Annotated in this window: 20 protein-coding genes; 4 read left to right on the top strand and 16 right to left on the bottom strand. The window is 56.5% G+C overall.

Features of this window, described 5'->3' with window-relative positions:
• Window positions 1-4: 4 nt before the first annotated feature.
• The 5 genes from lysS to xerD form a co-directional block, all read right to left on the bottom strand.
• Entirely contained in the window at window positions 5-1,522 is a 1,518-nt protein-coding gene (lysS, locus tag E3U32_RS11055) for a lysine--tRNA ligase (RefSeq protein WP_023333300.1), read from the bottom strand.
• 9 nt (window positions 1,523-1,531) lie between these two features.
• A protein-coding gene (gene prfB, locus E3U32_RS11050) for a peptide chain release factor 2 (RefSeq protein WP_014071648.1) occupies window positions 1,532-2,630 on the bottom strand; the annotation gives its coding sequence in 2 pieces (ribosomal slippage) (window positions 1,532-2,554 and window positions 2,556-2,630; 1,098 coding nt in all).
• Window positions 2,631-2,720: 90 nt separating this feature from the next.
• On the bottom strand, window positions 2,721-4,454 hold the full coding sequence (gene recJ / locus E3U32_RS11045) for a single-stranded-DNA-specific exonuclease RecJ (protein ID WP_134348822.1): 1,734 nt from the start codon (window positions 4,452-4,454) through the stop codon (window positions 2,721-2,723).
• Window positions 4,455-4,459: 5 nt separating this feature from the next.
• Window positions 4,460-5,173 carry a bifunctional protein-disulfide isomerase/oxidoreductase DsbC gene (gene dsbC, locus E3U32_RS11040; RefSeq protein ID WP_029740340.1) on the bottom strand — a complete coding sequence of 238 codons (714 nt, stop codon included), beginning with the start codon at window positions 5,171-5,173 and terminating at the stop codon, window positions 4,460-4,462.
• 28 nt (window positions 5,174-5,201) lie between these two features.
• Window positions 5,202-6,098: a site-specific tyrosine recombinase XerD gene (gene xerD, locus E3U32_RS11035; protein WP_047347949.1), complete on the bottom strand. Its 897-nt coding sequence runs from the start codon at window positions 6,096-6,098 to the stop codon at window positions 5,202-5,204.
• A gap of 101 nt (window positions 6,099-6,199) precedes the next feature.
• Here xerD and fldB point away from each other — a divergent pair, with 101 nt between their 5' ends.
• A complete protein-coding gene (fldB, locus tag E3U32_RS11030; protein WP_134348821.1) occupies window positions 6,200-6,721 on the top strand; it encodes a flavodoxin FldB in 522 nt (173 codons plus the stop codon).
• 6 nt (window positions 6,722-6,727) lie between these two features.
• Here the strand turns inward: fldB and E3U32_RS11025 are convergent, their stop codons facing one another.
• Entirely contained in the window at window positions 6,728-7,138 is a 411-nt protein-coding gene (locus E3U32_RS11025; protein ID WP_134348820.1) for a protein YgfX, read from the bottom strand.
• Window positions 7,119-7,385, bottom strand: a complete 267-nt coding sequence (sdhE, locus tag E3U32_RS11020; protein ID WP_013098615.1) for an FAD assembly factor SdhE — start codon at window positions 7,383-7,385, stop codon at window positions 7,119-7,121. Before sdhE ends, E3U32_RS11025 begins: the two co-directional genes overlap by 20 nt.
• Before the next feature lie 294 nt (window positions 7,386-7,679).
• Here sdhE and ygfZ point away from each other — a divergent pair, with 294 nt between their 5' ends.
• Complete coding sequence (gene ygfZ, locus E3U32_RS11015; protein WP_134348819.1) at window positions 7,680-8,660, top strand: tRNA-modifying protein YgfZ; 981 nt, start codon at window positions 7,680-7,682, stop codon at window positions 8,658-8,660.
• Between the two features lie 84 nt (window positions 8,661-8,744).
• On the opposite strand, the gene trhA is transcribed toward ygfZ, so the two are convergent.
• Window positions 8,745-9,404, bottom strand: a complete 660-nt coding sequence (gene trhA, locus E3U32_RS11010) for a PAQR family membrane homeostasis protein TrhA (protein WP_134348818.1) — start codon at window positions 9,402-9,404, stop codon at window positions 8,745-8,747.
• Window positions 9,405-9,569: 165 nt separating this feature from the next.
• Entirely contained in the window at window positions 9,570-9,881 is a 312-nt protein-coding gene (gene yqfB / locus E3U32_RS11005) for a N(4)-acetylcytidine aminohydrolase (protein WP_134348817.1), read from the bottom strand.
• A gap of 51 nt (window positions 9,882-9,932) precedes the next feature.
• Between yqfB and E3U32_RS11000 the strand changes: the two genes are divergently transcribed.
• Window positions 9,933-10,664, top strand: coding sequence for a MurR/RpiR family transcriptional regulator (locus E3U32_RS11000; protein ID WP_047347943.1), 732 nt, complete (start codon window positions 9,933-9,935; stop codon window positions 10,662-10,664).
• A gap of 116 nt (window positions 10,665-10,780) precedes the next feature.
• Entirely contained in the window at window positions 10,781-12,214 is a 1,434-nt protein-coding gene (gene bglA / locus E3U32_RS10995; RefSeq protein WP_134348816.1) for a 6-phospho-beta-glucosidase BglA, read from the top strand.
• A 78-nt stretch (window positions 12,215-12,292) separates the two neighbouring features.
• Here the strand turns inward: bglA and E3U32_RS10990 are convergent, their stop codons facing one another.
• The 7 genes from E3U32_RS10990 to pepP all read right to left on the bottom strand — a co-directional run bounded on the left by E3U32_RS10990 (window position 12,293) and on the right by pepP (window position 21,721).
• Entirely contained in the window at window positions 12,293-13,036 is a 744-nt protein-coding gene (locus E3U32_RS10990; RefSeq protein ID WP_134348815.1) for an SDR family oxidoreductase, read from the bottom strand.
• Window positions 13,037-13,109: 73 nt separating this feature from the next.
• Window positions 13,110-15,983, bottom strand: coding sequence for an aminomethyl-transferring glycine dehydrogenase (gene gcvP / locus E3U32_RS10985; RefSeq protein WP_134348814.1), 2,874 nt, complete (start codon window positions 15,981-15,983; stop codon window positions 13,110-13,112).
• A 127-nt stretch (window positions 15,984-16,110) separates the two neighbouring features.
• Window positions 16,111-16,500, bottom strand: a complete 390-nt coding sequence (gene gcvH / locus E3U32_RS10980) for a glycine cleavage system protein GcvH (protein WP_008499718.1) — start codon at window positions 16,498-16,500, stop codon at window positions 16,111-16,113.
• 24 nt (window positions 16,501-16,524) lie between these two features.
• Window positions 16,525-17,619: a glycine cleavage system aminomethyltransferase GcvT gene (gene gcvT / locus E3U32_RS10975; protein WP_134348813.1), complete on the bottom strand. Its 1,095-nt coding sequence runs from the start codon at window positions 17,617-17,619 to the stop codon at window positions 16,525-16,527.
• Between the two features lie 398 nt (window positions 17,620-18,017).
• Window positions 18,018-19,220, bottom strand: coding sequence for an FAD-dependent 2-octaprenylphenol hydroxylase (ubiI, locus tag E3U32_RS10970; protein ID WP_134348812.1), 1,203 nt, complete (start codon window positions 19,218-19,220; stop codon window positions 18,018-18,020).
• A 12-nt stretch (window positions 19,221-19,232) separates the two neighbouring features.
• A complete protein-coding gene (ubiH, locus tag E3U32_RS10965; protein WP_134348811.1) occupies window positions 19,233-20,411 on the bottom strand; it encodes a 2-octaprenyl-6-methoxyphenyl hydroxylase in 1,179 nt (392 codons plus the stop codon).
• On the bottom strand, window positions 20,408-21,721 hold the full coding sequence (pepP, locus tag E3U32_RS10960; protein WP_134348921.1) for a Xaa-Pro aminopeptidase: 1,314 nt from the start codon (window positions 21,719-21,721) through the stop codon (window positions 20,408-20,410). The genes ubiH and pepP overlap by 4 nt, the downstream gene beginning before the upstream one ends.
• Window positions 21,722-21,752: the final 31 nt, after the last annotated feature.

Here is a 21,752-nt window from a genome sequence, read left to right as displayed (position 1 = left end):
CGTCTTATTTCACCGGGCGCATCGCCGGGAACAGGATCACGTCACGGATGGTGTGGCTGTTGGTGAACAGCATGACCATACGGTCGATACCAATACCCAGACCCGCCGTTGGTGGCAGACCGTGCTCCAGCGCGGTCACGTAGTCTTCGTCGAAGAACATCGCTTCGTCGTCGCCTGCCGCTTTCGCGTCAACCTGATCCTGGAAACGCTGAGCCTGGTCTTCCGCATCGTTCAGCTCGCTAAAGCCGTTGCCGATTTCACGGCCGCCGATGAAGAATTCGAAACGATCGGTAATTTCCGGGTTCTCGTCATTACGACGCGCCAGCGGAGAGACTTCAGCCGGGTATTCGGTGATGAAGGTCGGCTGAATCAGGTGCGCTTCGGCCACTTCTTCGAAGATCTCGGTCACGATACGGCCCAGACCCCAGCTCTTCTCAACCTTGATACCGATGCTTTCCGCGATTGCTTTCGCAGAATCGAAGTTATCCAGATCCGCCATGTTGGTTTCCGGACGGTATTTCTTGATCGCTTCACGCATGGTCAGTTTTTCGAACGGCTTGCCGAAGTCGAAGACTTCTTCACCGTAAGGTACCTGCGTGGTGCCCAGAATATCCTGCGCCAGCGTACGGAACAGGGATTCAGTGAGTTCGATCAGATCTTTGTAATCCGCATAGGCCATATAGAGTTCCATCATGGTGAACTCAGGGTTATGACGAACGGAGATACCTTCGTTACGGAAGTTACGGTTGATTTCGAACACGCGATCGAAACCACCAACCACCAGACGCTTCAGGTACAGTTCCGGCGCGATACGCAGGTACATGTCCAGGTCCAGGGCGTTGTGATGGGTGATGAACGGACGCGCAGACGCGCCGCCAGGGATCACCTGCATCATCGGGGTTTCTACTTCCATAAAGTCGCGGTTAACCATGAACTGGCGAATACCGGCCATGATCTGGGAGCGAATTTTAAAGGTCTTGCGGGAGTCATCGTTAGAGATGAGATCCAGGTAGCGCTGACGATAGCGCGCTTCCTGATCCTGCAGGCCGTGGAATTTGTCCGGCAGCGGGCGCAGGGCTTTGGTCAGCAGACGCAGCTCGGTGCAGTGGATAGACAGTTCACCGGTCTTGGTTTTGAACAGCTTACCTTTCGCGCCCAGGATATCGCCCAGGTCCCACTTCTTGAACTGCTCGTTGTAGATGCCTTCCGGCAGATCGTCACGGGAAACGTACAGCTGAATACGGCCGCCAACGTCCTGCAGAGTCACGAAGGAGGCTTTACCCATAATACGACGGGTCATCATACGGCCTGCAACGGCCACTTCGATGTTCAGCGCTTCCAGCTCTTCGTTCTCTTTAGCGTCGAAGTCTGCGTGCAGTTGGTCTGAGGTGTGGTCACGACGAAAATCGTTCGGGAACGGCACGCCCTGCTCACGCAGCGCTGCCAGCTTCTCGCGGCGGGTTTTCAGTTCGTTGTTAAGATCGACTACCGCGTCAGCGCCCTGTGCTTGTTGTTCAGACATGTTGGTTCCTCATAACCCTGCTTTCAAACTTGCTTCGATAAATTGGTCCAGGCTGCCGTCCAGCACCGCCTGCGTGTTGCGGGTTTCAACCCCGGTACGCAGGTCTTTGATGCGGGAGTCATCAAGGACGTAAGAACGGATCTGGCTGCCCCAACCGATGTCAGACTTGTTATCTTCCATCGCCTGTTTCTCAGCATTTTTCTTCTGCATCTCCAGCTCATAAAGCTTCGCTTTCATCTGCTTCATGGCCTGGTCTTTGTTCTTATGCTGGGAACGGTCGTTCTGGCATTGCGTTACCAGCCCGGTTGGAATGTGGGTAATACGCACCGCAGATTCCGTACGGTTAACGTGCTGACCACCCGCGCCGGATGCGCGATAAACGTCAATACGCAGGTCCGCCGGGTTAATTTCAATATCGATATCGTCTTTCACTTCCGGGTAGACAAACGCGGAGCTGAAAGAGGTATGACGACGGCCGCCGGAGTCGAACGGGCTCTTACGCACCAGGCGGTGAACGCCGGTTTCGGTACGCAGCCAGCCGTATGCGTAGTCACCGATGATCTTGATGGTGACGGATTTCAGACCCGCAACTTCACCTTCAGACTCTTCGATAATTTCGGTTTTGAAGCCGCGCGCTTCTGCCCAACGCAGATACATACGCGTCAGCATACTGGCCCAGTCCTGAGCTTCGGTACCGCCAGAACCTGCCTGAATATCGAGATAGCAGTCAGCGCTGTCGTATTCGCCGGAGAACATACGACGGAATTCAAGCTGCGCCAGCTTCTCTTCCAGTACATCGAGTTCTGCCACGGCTTCGTTAAAGGTTTCTTCGTCGTCAGCTTCTACTGCCAGCTCCAGCAAACCGGAAACATCTTCCAGCCCCTGAGCCATTTGATCCAGCGTATCTACAATCGCTTCGAGAGAGGAACGCTCTTTACCCAGCGCCTGTGCGCGTTCAGGTTCGTTCCAGACGTCCGGCTGTTCCAGCTCGGCGTTTACTTCTTCAAGACGCTCTTTCTTGGCATCGTAGTCAAAGATACCCCCTAAGAACGTCAGAGCGCTCCGTGAGGTCCTGAATACGGTTTTTTACCGGATTAATTTCAAACATGGTCTGTTTTCTTTTATGGACTTGTCAAAATGCGGTGATAAGAGCGGGATTGTACCGAATCCACGCCCTTTTTTATAGAGATTACTGCCGCTAAATTGGCCAGATATTGTCGATGATGATCTGAAGGGTGCGGTTACCGCGAAACTCGTTGATGTCCAGTTTGTACGCCAGCTCGACCTCGCGCACGCCGTTGTCCGGCCATACCGCCGTGTCAACGTTGAAGGCAATGCCGTCCAGCAGCGGTCCACCGCCCACGGGCTCGACCATCACTTTCAGATGACGCTCGCCGACGATACGCTGCTGCAACAGACGGAAACGGCCATCGAACAACGGTTCCGGGAACATTTGCCCCCAGGGGCCGGCATCGCGCAGCATTTGCGCCACGTCCATCGTCATCTCAAGCGGTGAGAGCTCACCATCGGATACCACTTCCCCCTGCAACAGGGCCGGGTCAATCCAGTCGGTAACCAGCTCACCAAACAGACGCTGAAACTCGTCGAATTTCGCCTCTTCCAGCGACAAGCCCGCCGCCATCGCATGGCCGCCGAACTTAATCATCAGACCCGGATACAGCGTATCAAGCCGCTCCAGCGCGTCGCGCATGTGCAGCCCCTGTATCGAACGGCCAGATCCTTTCAACGTGCCGTCGCCTGCGGGGGCGAACGCAATCACCGGACGGTGGAAACGCTCTTTAATGCGCGACGCCAGAATGCCGACCACGCCCTGGTGCCACTCAGGATGGTACATCGCCAGGCCGCCCGGCAGCGTATCGCCGCTGCGCTCCAGCTTTTCGCACAGGGTCAGCGCTTCGGCCTGCATTCCCTGCTCAATCTCTTTACGGGTCTGGTTCAGGGCGTCCAGCTCGTTGGCCAGCACGCGCGCTTCACCAATGTTGTCGCACAGCAGCAGCGCGACCCCAACGGACATATCGTCCAGCCTTCCGGCAGCGTTCAGGCGCGGCCCGAGGGCGAAGCCCAAATCGCTTGCAGCCAGCTTGAGCGGATCGCGGTTGGCAATCTCCAGCAGCGCCTTGATCCCCGGACGGCACTTGCCTGCCCGAATGCGGCTTAAGCCCTGCCAGGTCAAAATACGGTTATTGGTATCGAGCGGCACCACGTCCGCTACGGTACCCAGCGCCACCAGGTCGAGATATTCAGCCAGGTTCGGTACGGCAATACCGCGAGAGTCGAACCAGCCCTTATCGCGTAACAGGGTACGCAACGCCAGCATCAGATAAAACGCCACGCCCACACCGGCGAGAGATTTCGAGGGGAAATCGCAGTCGCGCAGGTTTGGGTTGATGATCGCTTCCGCAGCTGGCAGCGTTTCGCCCGGCAGGTGGTGATCGGTGACCAGTACCGGGATCCCCAGCTGATGGGCATGATCGACCCCCGCATGGGAGGAGATGCCGTTATCCACGGTCATGATCATCTGCGCACCGCGGGCGTGGGCCTGATCGACCACTTCCGGGCTGAGGCCGTAGCCGTCTTCAAAACGGTTCGGCACCAGATAAGTGACGTTATCGCAGCCCAGCGCGCGCAGGCTGAGTACGCTCAGCGCGGTGCTGGTTGCGCCGTCGGCATCGAAATCCCCTACCACCACAATGCGCGTGCCTTCGCGTAGCGCGTTGTAGAGCATTTCAGTGGCTTTTTCGATACCGTTCAGCTGCTGCCAGGGCAGCATCCCTTTCACGCTGCGTTCAAGATCCTCAGCGGAACGCACGCCACGGCTGGCGTAGAGGCGCTTCAGCAGCGCAGGGAGATCGTCCGGCAAATCAACCTGCTCAACCGCCTCGCGGCGGCGCAATTTTATGGGGGCTTTCACGCGGATTATTTACCACCAAACTGTTTCTGGTGCGCGTCGAGGAACTCTTTCATCTCTTTTGGTCCCTGATAGCCCGGAACAACATAGCCGTTGCTCAGGACAATCGCTGGAGTACCGCTCACGCCAAACTGCACGCCCAGCGCGTAGTGGTTAGCAATGTCAATGTCGCAGGAAGCGGGTTTAACCCCTTTACCGTTCATCGCATCATCAAACGCTTTGTTGCGGTCTTTCGCACACCAGATAGCCTTCATGTCCTGCTCCGGCTGGCTCTGCACGCCCGCGCGCGGGAAGGCCAGGTAACGCACGGTAATGCCCAGTGCGTTGTAATCTTTCATCTCTTCATGCAGCTTGTGGCAGTAGCCGCAGGTGATGTCGGTGAAGACGGTAATAACGTGCTTTTCCTGCGCCGCTTTATAAACGATCATCTCTTTTTCGAGCGCGTTCAGGTTTTTCATCAGCAGCTGGTTGGTGACGTTGACCGGCTGTGCGCCGCTCACGTCGTACATTGGCCCCTGAATAATGTGTTTGCCGTCTTCGGTGACGTACAGGACGCCGCTGTTGGTCAGCACCGTTTTCATGCCGGCAACCGGTGCAGGCTGAATATCGCTACCGGTGACGCCAAGCTTAGCCAGCGACTGTTTGATGGCGGCGTCGTCAGCATGGGCGAAACCGGTAAATGAGGCTGCCAGCAGGGTGAACAGCGCGAAAGACTTTTTCATATTTGATCCTGTTACAATTCGTCGGCACTCACGCACGAGGGTGGTGCTGTTGGTGTAGCTGCCGCAGGCGTTCCGTCGCGACATGGGTGTAAATTTGCGTCGTGGAAAGATCGCTGTGTCCCAGCAGCATCTGCACCACGCGTAAATCAGCGCCGTGGTTTAACAGATGCGTCGCGAAGGCATGACGCAATACGTGCGGCGACAGCTTTTCACTGTCGATACCGGCCAGTGTGGCGTAATGCTTAATGCGATGCCAGAACGTTTGCCGGGTCATCTGCTGCGCGCGCTGGCTCGGAAACAGAACGTCGATAGACACGCCATTGAGCAACCACGGGCGACCATGCTCCAGATACGTTTCCAGCCAGTAAACCGCTTCTTCCCCCAGCGGTACCAGTCTTTCCTTGTTTCCTTTACCGATGACGCGCACCACGCCCTGACGCAGGCTAATGTCGCTCATCGTCAGGCCAACCAGTTCCGAAACGCGCAAGCCGGTAGCATACAATAGCTCAAGCATGGCTTTATCGCGTAACTCCAGCGGCAGGTCAACCGCCGGTGACTGTAATAATCTCTCAACTTGTGCTTCGCTGAGATCTTTCGGCAGCCGCTGCGGGAGTTTGGGGGATGCCAGCAGCGCGCTGGGATCGTCTTCGCGAATTTTCTCACGGTAGAGGTGCTGGAACAGGCGACGCATTGCGCTGAGCAAACGCGCGGAGCTGGTGGCTTTGTAGCCCCCCGCGATACGTTCCCCGAGCAGCGCCTGCAGGTCGTCACTTTGCGCGCTCGCAAGGGATAACCCGCGGTGCGCAAGCCACTCCACCAGCATGGTGAGATCGCGACGGTAGGCACTGAGCGTATTCTCGGCCAGATTTTTCTCCAGCCACAGTGCATCGAGAAATTGTTCGATCAGTGCGAGATCCTTTTCCACATCAGCCCCTTTGATTCAGCAGTCAGGCCATTATGCCTGATTGCGACCTGTTTCTGGTACACTACGCGCAAAGTCAAAGCAAGAATTGAGATAGATACGCGATGAATATTGGTCTGTTTTATGGTTCCAGCACCTGCTACACCGAAATGGCGGCAGAGAAAATTCGCGACATCATTGGCCCGGAACTGGTGACGTTGCATAACCTGAAAGACGACGCGCTCACGCAGATGGAGCAGTACGACGTGTTGATCCTCGGCATCCCGACCTGGGATTTCGGCGAGATACAGGAAGACTGGGAAGCAATCTGGGACCAGCTTGATACGCTCAACCTCGACGGCAAAATCATTGCCATGTACGGCATGGGGGATCAGCTGGGTTACGGGGAATGGTTCCTGGATGCGCTCGGCATGCTGCACGACAAACTGGCACCGAAAGGGGTGTCGTTCATCGGCTACTGGCCAACTGAAGGCTACGAGTTCACCAGTAAAAAACCGATTATTGCCGACGGCGAGCTGTTTGTTGGACTCGCGCTGGATGAAACCAACCAGTACGATCTCAGTGATGAGCGCCTGCAAACCTGGTGCGAGCAGATTCTGGGCGAAATGGCAGAAAAGTTTAGCTAACGCGCATTACCCCTGCGTCGTCTGTTGCAATAACATCCGGCGCAGGTCTCGCCACTCGGCAGCATCCATACTGTCAGCCGCCAGCCACAAATGCTGGCAACGCCCGCCGTCCACCTTGCGTAACCGTAACATCATGCCGGAGTTGAGCATCCAGGGCATACCGAGAATATCCCACTCTTTTCCCTGCCAGCGCAGGCGGGAATCCATCAGTAATTTGATCTCTCCCTGACGGGCATGGATGCGGCGCTGACTGCGTACGCTGTCAAAAACGACAAACGAGAGTAGCAGCAGCCACAGAGGCGTATAGCTCAGCGGCCATGGCATCAGTAACACAAAGGCCGCGACCAGGCCGTGGAGCAATAAAGACATCCACTGCGAGCGCCACGAGACGCGAAGATCAGATTGCCACAGGACCACGTTCCCGATTCCGTGTTTGAATTAATTGCACCATCCGTTGCAACTCGGTGTCGGCGGGTTTGCCGTGGTTCATCAGCCAGTTGAATAAATCCGGATCGTCAGACTCAAGCAGACGAACAAACAGACGCTTATCCTCATCGCTTAAGCTGTCATACTCATATTCGAAGAAAGGCATGATGGAAATATCAAGTTCACGCATGCCGCGACGGCACGCCCAGTGAATACGGGCCTTGTTGTTAATATCCATGTTCAGTTTCCTGCATTACGTTTGGCACAGTCGGCACCCCGTTCCGTGTTCTTAATTTCTCTACGGGGACACCAGCTAGTGTAACGTGTTTTTGACCGTTTCTTTACTGGAATATTGCGATCAACGAGCAGCCTTCCAGAATAAACCCTACAAAGACAGCGGATTACATTATTTTGCGTGGCGCTACGCATAACGGGTTTATGGCACAAATGGCCTGCTGAAAGCGCTTGCATTGCCTGCAGGCTCTTTTACCATTAGGCATTATCAAAGCGTTAAGCAATTCAGGATATCGTTATGGCATTTACACCATTTTCTCCTCGCCAGCCCGCCGCCTCTGCGCGTCTGCCGCTGACGCTTATTTCTCTTGATGACTGGGCGCTGGCAACGCTCACCGGTGCCGACGCCGAAAAATACCTGCAGGGCCAGGTGACAGCGGACGTCAGCCAGATGACCGAACACCAGCACCTGCTGGCGGCGCATTGCGATCCAAAAGGCAAGATGTGGAGCAACCTGCGTCTGTTCCGTCGTCAGGACGGATTTGCCTTGATTGAGCGCCGCAGCCTGCGTGATGCACAGCTCAAAGAGCTGAAAAAGTACGCCGTCTTTTCCAAAGTCACCATCGCCGCGGACGACGAACATGTCCTGCTGGGCGTGGCGGGCTTCCAGGCTCGTGCAGCATTGAAAAATCTCTTCAGCGAACTGCCGGATGCAGAAAAGCAGGTGGTCAGTGAAGGCGCGACCTCGATCCTGTGGTTTGAACACCCGGCGGAGCGTTTCCTGTTAGTCACGGATACCGCCACTGCCGAACGCGTGACCGAGGCGCTGCGCGGCGAAGCGCAGCTGAACAACAGTCAGCAGTGGCTGGCACTGAACATTGAAGCGGGTTTGCCGGTCATTGACGCCGCAAACAGCGCGCAGTTTATTCCGCAGGCAACCAACCTGCAGGCGCTGGGCGGCATCAGCTTTAAAAAAGGCTGTTATACCGGCCAGGAGATGGTCGCGCGGGCAAAATTCCGCGGAGCAAACAAGCGTGCGCTATGGACGCTTGCGGGCCATGCCAGCCGTGTACCCGAAGCAGGTGAAGATTTAGAGCTGAAAATGGGTGAAAACTGGCGCCGTACCGGCACCGTTTTGGCCGCCGTAAAGCTGGATGATGGACGTATTCTGGTGCAGGCCGTCATGAACAACGACATGGAAGCCGACAGCGTGTTCCGCGTGCGTGACGACGCGAATACGCTGAGTATTGAGCCGCTGCCGTATTCTCTGGAAGAGTGATGTTGTATCGCCCGGTGGCGCTGCGCTTACCGGGCCTACAGATCCCGTAGGTCGGGTAAGGCGAAGCCGCCACCCGACAAAAAACTACACCTGCCCCACATACAAATAAATCGCCAGAAAGTGGCACACGCTACCCCCAAGCACAAAGCCGTGCCAGATGGCATGGTTGTAGGGAATACGCTTGCAGACGTAGAAAATTACGCCGAGCGAATACACTACACCGCCTAAGGCCAGAAGCGTCACGCCCCCTACCGCCAGTTTGATTGCCAACTGATACACTACAATCAGCGACAGCCAGCCCATCGTCAGATAGGTGACCAGCGACAACACCTTAAAGCGGTGTGCAATGGTCAGCTTAAACAGGATCCCCAGCAGCGCCAGGCTCCAGATAACAATCATCAGGCCACGCGACAGCGGCGAATTGAGCCCCACCAGCAGAAACGGCGTGTAGGTGCCTGCAATAAGAAGATAGATAGCGCAGTGGTCAAATTTCTTGAGCCACATCTTGGCCCGCTGATGCGGAATCGCGTGATACAGGGTCGACGCCAGGAACAGCAGGATCATACTCCCGCCATACAGGCTGTAGCTGGTAATGGCCATCGCGCTGGCATTGGCGTCAACCGCCTGCACCAGCAATAACACTAAACCGACAATCCCAAACACCAGGCCAATGCCGTGGCTGATGCTGTTGGCTATTTCCTCAGCCAGAGAATATCCCTGTGCGATTAATGGTCTACTCACCATACAAAACTCCGGGAAAACAAAAGATGATTATTCATCGCATAACTATGCTAACTGAGAATGATTCCAGTGAACACCTGTTAGCTAAAATAAAGTTAAACATAACATTTCTAAATTACAATCAGACAGTTACATTTTAATTTCAGCGAACGCGCGTTTCGAATTAAATTATAGACGTTTAAAATCAATCACATAAAACTGGTTCTGGTTGGGGTAGATCTCTGCGATCACGCTTTTCAGTGTAGCCAGGGTCATATTCTCCTGTTCAGCATGTTTTTTCGTCAATGTGGCGAGCGTAACGGTTGACGTCCCTGTGACTTCGATGGTGCAAAAGTAACCATCATCCTCATAACGCCCCACCCGCAGGATGTCGCCGGTTTTGAAATGGGATTCACTTTTATCCCGGATAGTGATGGTTTTACGCCCGGCCAGAATGTCGTCCTGAAAGCGCTGAAAAAAAGTGATGTCGTTTGGCTGCATGTTATTATTCCCTGAAGAAAAGTCTGATGAGTGAGTGTAGTCATTGTGAGCATGTTCTCCCATTCCGCCATTGCCAGCCTCAATAACCTGGAGATGATGGTCTACAACTATGTCATTAAAAACCGTGACAAAGTGATGTACATGACCATCCGCGAACTGGCGGATGCGGCGGGCGTCTCAACCACCACTATCCTGCGCTTTTGCCGCAAGCTCAACTGCGAAGGCTACTCGGAGTTTCGCGTACGCTTTAAGCTCTATTTAGAGCAAAATGAGCCACAGCAGGCTAACTTTGGTGCCAGTGAAATTATCAGCTTCTTTAAAAGCGTTAACAATGAAGAGTTCGATACATTATTAGATGAGGCGGTGGAGATTATATTGTCTTCCGAGCGAATTATATTTGTCGGTGCGGGAACATCGGGCTCGCTGGCAAAATATGGCGCACGTTTCTTTTCTAATATTGGCAAATTCAGCAACCATATTGATGACCCTTATTTCCCGGTCACCAATGATATGGCGAAAAATGCGCTGGCGATTGTGCTCTCTGTTTCGGGCGAGACCGAGGAGATCCTGCGCTTCGCCAGCCAGTTCAGCCTGCATCACTGCAAGGTGCTCTCCATTACCAGCCACGAGCACTCGCGCCTGGCAAAACTGGCGGACTTTAATCTCTCCTGGCATGTGCCCCAGACGCGTATTGGGGGCGTCTACGATATTACCACGCAAATTCCCGTCATCTATATTCTGGAATCGCTCGGGCGTAAACTGGCGAAGAAACTCACAGAATAAAACACCCTGTTTTTTAGATGTAACAAATCACATTATGCACATATTGTTATATCGTGACATTTAATTTCGCTTTGCTAGACTCGACGCCAATAAGCCATTTATTGAGAATAGCAGCGATGAAAAAATTGACCTTACCAAAAGATTTTTTATGGGGTGGCGCCGTTGCCGCTCACCAGGTTGAAGGCGGCTGGAACAAAGGCGGTAAAGGGCCTAGCATTTGCGACGTGCTTACCGGTGGCGCCCACGGCGTGCCGCGCGAAATCACGCAGGATGTGGTGCCGGGTAAATATTACCCGAACCATGAAGCCATCGACTTCCACGGCCACTATAAAGAAGACATCAAGCTATTTGCCGAGATGGGCTTCAAGTGTTTCCGCACCTCTATTGCCTGGACGCGCATCTTCCCGAAGGGTGACGAAACACAGCCAAACGAAGAAGGGCTGAAGTTCTACGACGACATGTTCGATGAGCTGCTGAAATACAACATCGAACCGGTGATCACTCTCTCCCACTTCGAGATGCCCCTGCACCTGGTGCAGGAGTACGGTAGCTGGACCAACCGCAAAGTGGTCGATTTCTTTGTGCGTTTTGCGGAAGTGGTTTTTGAGCGCTACAAAAACAAGGTCAAATACTGGATGACCTTCAACGAAATCAACAACCAGCGCAACTGGCGTGCGCCGCTGTTCGGCTACTGCTGCTCCGGCGTGGTCTATACCGAACACGAAAATCCGGAAGAAACCATGTATCAGGTGCTGCACCACCAGTTTGTGGCCAGCGCCCTGGCGGTGAAAGCCGCGCGCCGTATTAACCCGGAGATGAAAGTCGGCTGCATGCTGGCCATGGTGGCGCTCTATCCGTTCTCCTGCAAACCGGAAGACGTGATGTTCGCCCAGGAATCGATGCGCGAGCGCTATGTCTTTACCGACGTCCAGCTTCGTGGTTACTACCCGTCTTACGTCCTGAATGAATGGGAGCGTCGCGGGTTCTCCATCAAGATGGAGGCAAACGACGAGCAGATCCTGCGTGAAGGCACCTGCGATTACCTGGGTTTCAGCTACTACATGACCAACGCGGTGAAAGCGGAAGGCGGTACCGGGGATGCGATTTCTGGCTTTGAAGGCAGCGTGCCAAACCCGCACGTGAAGGCGTCCGACTGGGGCTGGCAGATTGATCCGGTAGGCCTGCGCTATTCTCTGTGCGAACTGTATGAGCGTTACCAGAAGCCGCTGTTTATCGTGGAGAACGGTTTCGGCGCTTACGATAAAGTTGAAGAAGACGGCAGCATCAACGATGACTATCGTATCGACTACCTGCGTGCCCACGTAGAAGAGATGATCAAAGCCGTGACGCACGATGGCGTGGATCTGATGGGCTATACGCCATGGGGCTGTATCGACTGTGTGTCGTTCACTACCGGCCAGTACAGCAAGCGCTACGGCTTTATCTATGTGAACAAACACGACGACGGTACAGGCGACATGTCGCGCTCCCGCAAGAAAAGCTTCGAGTGGTATAAAGGCGTGATTGCCAGCAACGGCGAGTCGCTGTAATTTTTGCCCGGTGGCGCTACGCTTACCGGGCCTACGATTGATCCCCTCTCCCTTTGGGAGAGGGTTAGGATGAGGGGTTTACTTCCCGCCCGCTAGCTCAATAAAACTTCCCGTCACGTACGACGCCTTCTCGCTCAGCAGCCAGACAATCGCCTGGGCCACCTCTTCCGGCTGGCCGCCGCGCTGCATCGGCAGCAACGATTTCACGCGATCCACGCGCCCCGGTTCCCCGCCTGAGGCATGGATGTCGGTATAAATCAGTCCCGGTCGCACGCAATTTACGCGAATGCCCTGCGCCGCCACCTCCAGCGCTAAACCGGTTGTCAGAGAGTCAACGGCACCCTTGGACGCGGCATAATCCACATATTCACCCGGTGCGCCCAGGCGGGACGCCGCTGACGAGACATTCACTATCGCCCCGCCCTTGCCGCCATGTTTGAAGGACATGCGTTTTACCGCTTCACGACAGCAGAGGAAATAGCCCGTGACGTTGGTCGCCAGTACGCGGTTAATGCGCTCTGCGGATAGATTTTCGATAGTCGATTGCTCAAACAGAATCCCCGCATTATTGACCAGCGCGGTAAGCGGCTCGCGTTCACGATCGAGGCTGTCAAACATCGCCAGCACCTGGGCTTCATCGCTAATGTCTGCGCGAACGGCGAAGGCTTTACCGCCCGCATCGACAATCTGCCTGATAACGTCCGTCGCAGCCTTAATGTTGTGGTGATAATTCACCGCGACGGTGTAGCCTTCTGCTGCAAGCTGCAGCGCGGTGGCTTTCCCAATGCCGCGGCTGGCGCCGGTCACAAGTGCAATTGCCATTCACAACCTCCGAATAAAAAAAAGCCGGGTGGCGGCTTCGCCTTACCCGGCCTTCGTTACTGCATAAGTGCGGTTACTGGTATTCGCTCATCGGTACGCAGGAGCAGAACAGGTTACGGTCGCCGTATACGTCATCAAGGCGCTTCACGGTCGGCCAGTATTTGTTTGCCACGCCTGCCGGGAAGACCGCCAGCTCGCGGGAATAGCCGTGGTTCCACTCTGCCACCATTTCGTGCTGGGTGTGCGGAGCGTTAACCAGTGGGTTATCTTCCAGCGTCCATTCGCCGTCCTGCACTCGGTCAATCTCCATGCGGATGGCCAGCATCGCGTCGATAAAGCGGTCCAGCTCGGCTTTGCTTTCAGACTCCGTTGGCTCCACCATCAGCGTACCCGCTACCGGGAACGACATGGTTGGCGCGTGGAATCCGTAGTCGATCAGGCGCTTGGCGATATCCAGCTCGCTAATGCCGGTCTGCTCTTTAAGCGGACGAATATCCAGAATGCACTCGTGCGCCACGCGACCATCGCGGCCGGTATAGAGCACCGGGAAGGCAGACTTCAGGCGAGTCGCAATGTAGTTGGCATTCAGGATCGCCACCTGGCTCGCCTGCTTCAGCCCTTCCGCGCCCATCATGCGAATGTACATCCAGCTGATTGGCAGGATAGAGGCGCTGCCGAACGGTGCCGCAGAGACCGCGCCCTGACGGGTCAGCATGCCTTCGATCTGCACAACGCTGTGGCCTGGAACAAACGGTGCCAGGTGCGCTTTCACGCCGATAGGCCCCATGCCCGGGCCGCCACCGCCGTGCGGAATGCAGAAGGTTTTGTGCAGGTTCAGGTGCGACACGTCCGCACCGATAAAGCCCGGAGAGGTAATCCCCACCTGCGCGTTCATGTTCGCGCCGTCGAGGTAGACCTGACCGCCGAACTGATGCACCACTTCGCACACTTCGCGGATGGTCTCTTCGTATACGCCGTGGGTGGACGGATAGGTCACCATGATGCAGGAAAGCTTGTCACCCGCCTGCTCGGCTTTCGCACGCAGGTCGGTCAAATCGATGTTGCCATTCTTATCGCACGCCACGACCACCACTTCCATGCCCGCCATCTGGGCAGAGGCCGGGTTGGTGCCGTGGGCGGAGCTCGGGATCAGGCAGATATCGCGGTGCCCTTCGTTGCGGCTTTCGTGATAATGACGGATCGCCAGCAGGCCCGCGTATTCCCCCTGCGCACCGGAGTTTGGCTGCATGCAGAGCGCGTCATAGCCAGTCAGCTTCACCAGCCAGTCGGAAAGCTGGTTGATCATCATATGATAACCTTCCGCCTGCTCTGGCGGGCAGAACGGGTGCAGCTCGGAGAATTCAGGCCAGGTGATAGGGATCATCTCTGCCGCAGCGTTCAGCTTCATGGTACAGGAGCCCAGCGGGATCATCGCCTGATTCAGCGCCAGATCCTTGCGCTCCAGAGAGTGCATATAACGCATCATCTCGGTTTCGCTGTGGTAGCGATTAAAGACCGGGTGCGTCAGGATGGCATCGTTACGCAGCATGCTTTCCTGAATGGAGCGGCTGTCGAGCGCGACCTCTTTGTCGAGCGCATCAATATCCAGACCGTGCGCGTCACCCAGCAGCACGCTGAACAGGTTCAGGATATCGTCACGAGTGGTGCTTTCATCCAGCGTAATGCCGACGGCGTTGTGGATGTCGCTGCGCAGGTTGATCTCTGCCGCATTTGCGCGGGCCAGCACTGCCGCTTTGTCTGCCACTTCCACACACAGCGTGTCGAAGTAGTGGGCATGGCGCAGCTTAAGGCCTTTCTGCTGCAGGCCGCAGGCCAGAATATCGGCCAGACGGTGAATGCGGCTGGCAATGCGTTTCAGGCCAGCCGGGCCGTGGAACACGGCGTACAGGCTGGCGATGTTGGCCAGCAGCACCTGAGAGGTACAGATGTTGGAGTTCGCTTTCTCGCGGCGGATGTGCTGCTCGCGAGTCTGCATCGCCATGCGCAGCGCGGTGTTACCGGCAGCATCTTTTGAGACGCCGATAATACGGCCAGGCATGGAGCGTTTGAATTCATCTTTTGCGCCGAAGAACGCCGCGTGCGGGCCACCGTAGCCCATCGGCACGCCGAAGCGCTGCGCTGAACCGAATACGATATCCGCGCCCTGTTTGCCCGGCGCCGTTAGCAGGACCAGCGCCATAAAATCGGCGGCGACGCTGACAACCACTTTGCGGGATTTCAGCTCGGCAATCAGCGCGCTGTAGTCGTGAACTTCGCCGGTGGTGCCTACCTGCTGAAGCAGCACGCCGAAGACGTCCTGGTGATCCAGCACTTTGTCAGCATCGTCGACAATCACGTCAAAGCCGAAGGTTTCCGCACGGGTACGCACCACGTCCAGCGTCTGCGGATGTACGTCCGCCGCGACGAAGAAGCGGTTGGCATTTTTCAGCTTGCTGACGCGCTTAGCCATCGCCATGGCTTCAGCGGCGGCGGTCGCTTCATCCAGCAAAGACGCGGAAGCGATATCCATACCGGTCAGATCCAGCGTTACCTGCTGGAAGTTCAGCAGCGCTTCCAGGCGGCCCTGGGAGACTTCTGGTTGATACGGGGTATAGGCGGTATACCAGCCCGGATTTTCCAGCATGTTGCGCAGGATGACCGGCGGCAACTGTACGTTGGTATAGCCCATGCCAATGTAAGACTTAAAGCGCTTGTTCAGGCTGGCGATAGCCTTCAGCTCCGCCAGCGCGGCGAATTCCGTGGTAGCTTCACCCACCTGAGGCGGCGTGGCAAGCTGGATGTCTTTTGGCACAATCTGGCCGATCAGTGCGTTTAATGAATCCGCGCCAACTGTCTTCAGCATCTCCTGCTGTTGCTGAGCATCCGGCCCAATGTGACGTTCAATGAAGGCGCCACGGTTTTCAAGCTGGCTTAAAGTCTGTGTCATGAGCGATGGTTCCTGAAACGTGCAGTGAATCGTAGTTATCTGTAACGCTGTTGCCCGGTGGCGCTAACGCTTACCGGGCCTACGTTGACCTGTAGGCCGGATAAGCGCAGCGCCATCCGGCACAACGTTATTCGTCTTCCAGTAGTGCTTCGTACGCGGTCGCATCCAGCAGCGCGGCGACCTGAGATTCGTCGCTGGCTTTGATCTTGAAGATCCAGCCGCCTTCATAAGGCTCGCTGTTGACCAGCTCCGGGGAGTCGCTCAGCGCGTCGTTGACGGCGACAATTTCACCGCTAACAGGTGCGTAGATGTCGGATGCTGCTTTTACGGACTCCGCTACGGCGCAGTCGTCGCCCGCGCTAACGGTCGTGCCCACGTCAGGCAGGTCAACAAACACCATGTCGCCCAGCAGCTCTTGCGCGTGCTCGGTGATCCCTACGGTGTAAGTGCCGTCCGCCTCTTTGCGCAGCCACTCGTGTTCTTTGCTGTATTTCAGTTCTGCTGGCACATTGCTCATTGAAGTTCTCCTGATAAAAAATGATTAGGCGACCGGCTTACCGGCGCGAACAAAAATCGGTTTGGTCACGTTGACCGGCATTTCGCGGTTGCGGATTTGCACCACCGCCGTTTCGCCAATGCCCGCCGGCACGCGTGCCAGTGCAATACTGTAACCCAGCGTCGGAGAGAAGGACCCGCTGGTGATCACGCCTTCACGCGGATTGCCATCAGCATCGGTAAAACGTACAGGCAGTTCACCGCGCAGCACGCCCTTCTCGGTCATCACCAGACCCACCAGTTGTTCAGTGCCCTTCTCGCGCTGCATCTCCAGCGCTTCACGGCCAATAAATTCACGGTTAGTCGGTTCCCACGCGATAGTCCAGCCCATATTGGCCGCCAGCGGAGAGACGCCCTCATCCATCTCCTGACCGTAGAGGTTCATGCCCGCCTCCAGACGCAGCGTATCGCGCGCGCCCAGGCCCGCTGGCTTCACGCCCGCTTCTACCAGCGCACGCCAGAAATCAGCAGCTTTTTCGTTTGGCATCGCAATTTCGTAGCCCGCTTCACCGGTGTAGCCGGTGGTGGCGATGAACAGCTCCCCCGCCTGTACGCCGAAGAACGGCTTCATGCCTTCTGTGGCTTTACGCTGCTCGTCGTTGAACAGAGACGCGGCTTTCGCCTGCGCGTTTGGCCCCTGCACGGCGATGAGTGACAGATCGTCACGGACGGTGATGTCGATGGCATACGGTTCGGCGTGTTGGGTGATCCAGGAGAGGTCTTTTTCGCGGGTGGCGGAGTTTACAACGAGGCGGAAGAAATCTTCAGTGAAGTAATAGACGATAAGGTCATCAATCACGCCGCCGGAGGCATTCAGCATGCCGGTATAGAGCGCTTTACCCGGCGTCTTCAGTTTGGCGACGTCGTTTGCCAGCAGATAACGTAAAAACTCCCGGGTGCGGCTGCCGCGCAGATCGACAATTGTCATGTGGGACACGTCGAACATACCGGCATCGGTGCGCACCGCGTGGTGCTCATCAATCTGCGAGCCGTAGTGCAGCGGCATCATCCAGCCGTGGAAGTCCACCATGCGGGCGCCGCATAACACGTGTTGTTCGTACAAAGGAGTCTGTTGAGCCATCTTGTCCTCGTTGAAAAAATTCACCGTGAAACCCGGTATCGGCCCCGTTATCAGGCACCGACGCAAACGTTCTCTTTAACCTGAACTTACCACCGAAACCGGCGGTTAACCATAAGGCAAAACGGGTCATCACATTAGCTTATGACCAAAAAACGCTAAAAAGCCTACAGAGTTATTCACTGGAAAAATGCGATTAAACCCGCACAAAATTAACAATGATCTAACAGGATTTAGCACATGGTGATATTTCATGCGGAAAAACGGGCCGAATTTCCGTGACGGGAAAAACACGACATTAGATTATCTAATGCGAAAAAAGCAGTGAAATTAGATTATTTCAAACGAGGGAATTTCCCCGGCACAGAGGCCGGGAAAATAAAGTGTGACGAGGGTCTAAATTAGCGTAGCCAGTCCGGGAGGTCGTTAAGACCCATTGCCTGACGAAGGAGCTGAGGCTTAACACCCGGAAGGGTGTCGGCAAGCTTGAGGCCGATGTCGCGCAGCAGTTTTTTCGCCGGATTGGCACCGGCAAACAGCTCGCGGAAGCCCTGCATGCCCGCCAGCATCATCGCCGCGCTGTGCTTGCGGCTGCGTTCGTAGCGACGCAGATAGAGATGCTGGCCGATGTCCTTCCCTTCGCGATGCAGACGACGCAGTTCTTCCACCAGCTCCGCCGCGTCCATAAAGCCAAGGTTAACGCCCTGCCCGGCCAGCGGATGAATGGTATGGGCCGCATCCCCCACCAGCGCCAGACGGTGCGCCGCGAACTGACGCGCATAGCGGCCGGTTAACGGGAATACCTGCCGTTCGCTTTCAAGCGTGCACAAGCCAAGGCGGTTATCAAACGCCACGCACAGCGCCTGGTTAAAGGCGTCCGGTGTAGCCTCCTGCATCAGCCGGGCTTTCTCCGGCACCAGAGACCAGACAATCGAGCACAGGTGAGGATCGGCAAGCGGCAGGAATGCCAGAATACCGTCGTTGTGGAAAATCTGCCGCGCCACGCCCTCGTGCGGCTCTTCGGTACGGATCGTCGCCACCAGAGCATGATGGCGGTAATCCCAGTAAGTCAGCGGAATATCGGCCTTGTTGCGCAGCCAGGAGTTCGCGCCATCAGCCCCCACCACCAGACGCGCAGTCAGCATGTCGCCGCTTTGCAGGGTGATAAACGCCTCGTTTTCGCCCCACGCCACCTGCTGGATTTGCGCAGGTGCCATCAAAGTGACATCGCTACAGGACTGCGCTTTTTGCCACAGCGCATGGTGGATCACCGCGTTTTCGATGATGTGGCCCAGGTGGCTATAGCCCATGCTTTCATCATCAAACACAATATGACCAAAGCTGTCTTTATCCCACACTTCCATGCCGTGATAGCAGCTGGCGCGCTGCGCCACGATATCTGACCAGACGCCAAGGTGCGTCAGCAGCTTTTCGCTGGCCGCATTTATTGCCGAGACGCGGAGTTCCGGCGGTGCATCCTGGGCAACGGGCTGGGGCTGCTTTTGCTCCAGCACCGCTACTCGCAGGCCGCTGCCCTGTAAACCACAGGCCAGCGCCAGTCCTACCATTCCGCCGCCAACGATAGCGACATCAACATTTTGCACGGTGATAACTCCTTAACGCGCGACCCAACCGAGGGTCCGCTGCGCCAGCACGTCACGTGCCGGAATGAATAATTCCATCGCCATCAGCCCGAGGTTGCGGCCCGCAACCAGCGGCGCCCAGCGATTGGCAAACAGATGAACCAGGCCATCGGTGACACCAATCGTCGCCTCTTTATCCGCCTGGCGGCGCTTCTGGTAATGGCTGAGCACCGGGTATGCACCACAGTCTTTTTGCTCGCCCCACGCCTGAGAAAGCGTTTCCGCCAGACTCATCACGTCGCGTAACCCAAGGTTGAACCCCTGACCCGCGATGGGGTGCAGCGTCTGCGCAGCATTACCGACAAGCGCCAGGCGATGGGAGATGGACTGCGAGGATGTGGTCAGCGAGAGCGGGTATACCGTCCGCTTTCCGGCATGGGTAATACGCCCCAGCCGCCAGCCAAAGGCTTTTTGCAGCTCGGTACAAAAACGTTCGTCTGACCAGGCCTTAACCTCTTCAGCCCGATCCTGCGGGTGGCACCAGACCAGGGAGCAACGCCCATCCGACATCGGCAGCATCGCCAGCGGGCCATGCTGCGTAAAGCGCTCAAACGCACGGCCGTTGTGTTCAGCTGCGGTAGAGACGTTCGCAATGACCGCCACCTGCCCGTAAGGCTGCTGACGCCATTCCACACCACACTGGGTGCCGAGCGCCGAGCGCGAACCATCCGCGGCAACCAGAAGCTGGCAATCAAGCACGGTGCCGTTTTCCAGCGTCACGCTGACCGACGATTCACTGCGGCTCACGTTGGCCACACGTGCCGGACAATGCAGCGTGACGCCCGGCGCGTCCTTAAGCAGACGGAACAGGCGTAATCCAACGTCGTGTAGCTCAACGACCTGCCCCAGGGCATCAATACGGTAATCCTGCGCGTCCAGCGTGACAAAGCCAGCATGGCCGCGATCGCTGACGTGAACGGTATCGATCGCGGTGGCACGGTCGGCTATCGCCTGCCAGATACCAATGCGCGAAAGCTGCTGACATGTTCCCTGCGCCAGCGCAATGGCGCGGGCATCAAAACCAGGATGGTTCGACGCCTCTGGCGCAACGGCTTCCACCAGATGCACCGGAAGCTGGCCCTGCGTCAAATGCGAAATGGCCAGCGCCAGCGTGGCCCCGGTCATGCCGCCGCCAACGACGATCACGCTCATGCGCGCGCCGCTGCCATCAGCGCCTCGATATCGTCAGCGTTTTTCACGACGCCCGCGGTCAGGTTTTCGTTACCGGTTTCTGTAATAACGATGTCGTCTTCAATACGAATGCCAATCCCGCGGTACTCTTCAGGCACGTCGGCATCCGGGGCGATATACAGACCAGGCTCCACGGTTAACACCATGCCCGGCTCCAGCACGCGCGATCGGTCGGTGCCATACGCCCCAACGTCATGCACATCCAGCCCCAGCCAGTGGCTCAGGCCGTGCATAAAGTACGGTCGATGCGCATTTTCAGCAATCAGGGTGTCCACATCGCCTTTCAGGATACCGAGCCTGACCAGACCGGTAATCATGATGCGCACCACTTCGCCGGTCACTTCCTGCATGGAGGTCCCGGGGCGATACAACCTGAGCGCCGTTTCAAGCGATTCCAGGACGATGTCGTAAATCGCGCGCTGTGCCGGTGAGAATTTACCGTTTACCGGGAAGGTACGGGTGATGTCCCCCGCGTAGCCCTGATACTCGCAACCGGCATCGATGAGCACCAGATCGCCGTCGCGCAGCGCACTTTCGTTTTCGGTGTAGTGCAGAATGCAGCCGTTTTCCCCGCCACCGACAATGGTGTTGTAGGAGGGATAACGCGCGCCGTGGCGGTTAAATTCGTGGAGGATTTCGCCTTCCAGCAGGTATTCGAACATACCAGGACGGCACTTCTCCATGGCGCGAGTGTGCGCCAGGGCGCTGATTTCGCCCGCACGACGCATCACGTTCAGCTCTTCTTCAGACTTGAACAGGCGCATCTCATGCACCACCGGACGCCAGTCCGTGAGGGTCGCGGGCGCGGACAGGTTCTGCCGCGAGCCTTTGCGCAGCTTATCCAGCGCGTTAAAGACAATCTCATCGGCATAGGCATATTCGCCCTGCGCGTGATAGAGCACGTCGAGGCCATTAAGCAGTTGATAGAGCTGCTGATTGATTTCGCTAAACGCCAGCGCGCGATCGACGCCGAGCTTCGCCGGTGCGGCCTCCTGGCCCAGGCGGCGGCCAAACCAGATTTCGGCCGTCAAATCGCGCACGCGGTTGAAAATCACGCTGTGGTTGTGGGTGTCATTGCTCTTAATCAGCACCAGTACCGCTTCCGGCTCGTTAAAGCCGGTGAAATACCAGAAATCGCTGCTCTGGCGATAGGGATATTCGCTGTCGGCGCTGCGCGTCACTTCGGGCGCAGCAAAAATCAGCGCGGCGCTGCCCGGCTGCATTTTCGCCAGCAGCGCCTGACGGCGGCGCGAATACTCTTGACTCGAGATAACCATGACACCCTCCTGTGCGTTATTTTTA

This window comes from Lelliottia nimipressuralis, assembly GCF_004402045.1.
Classification (GTDB): domain Bacteria; phylum Pseudomonadota; class Gammaproteobacteria; order Enterobacterales; family Enterobacteriaceae; genus Enterobacter; species Enterobacter chinensis.
Note: the sequence above shows the minus strand (reverse complement) of the source record. Positions and strands in the feature narration are given on the sequence as shown.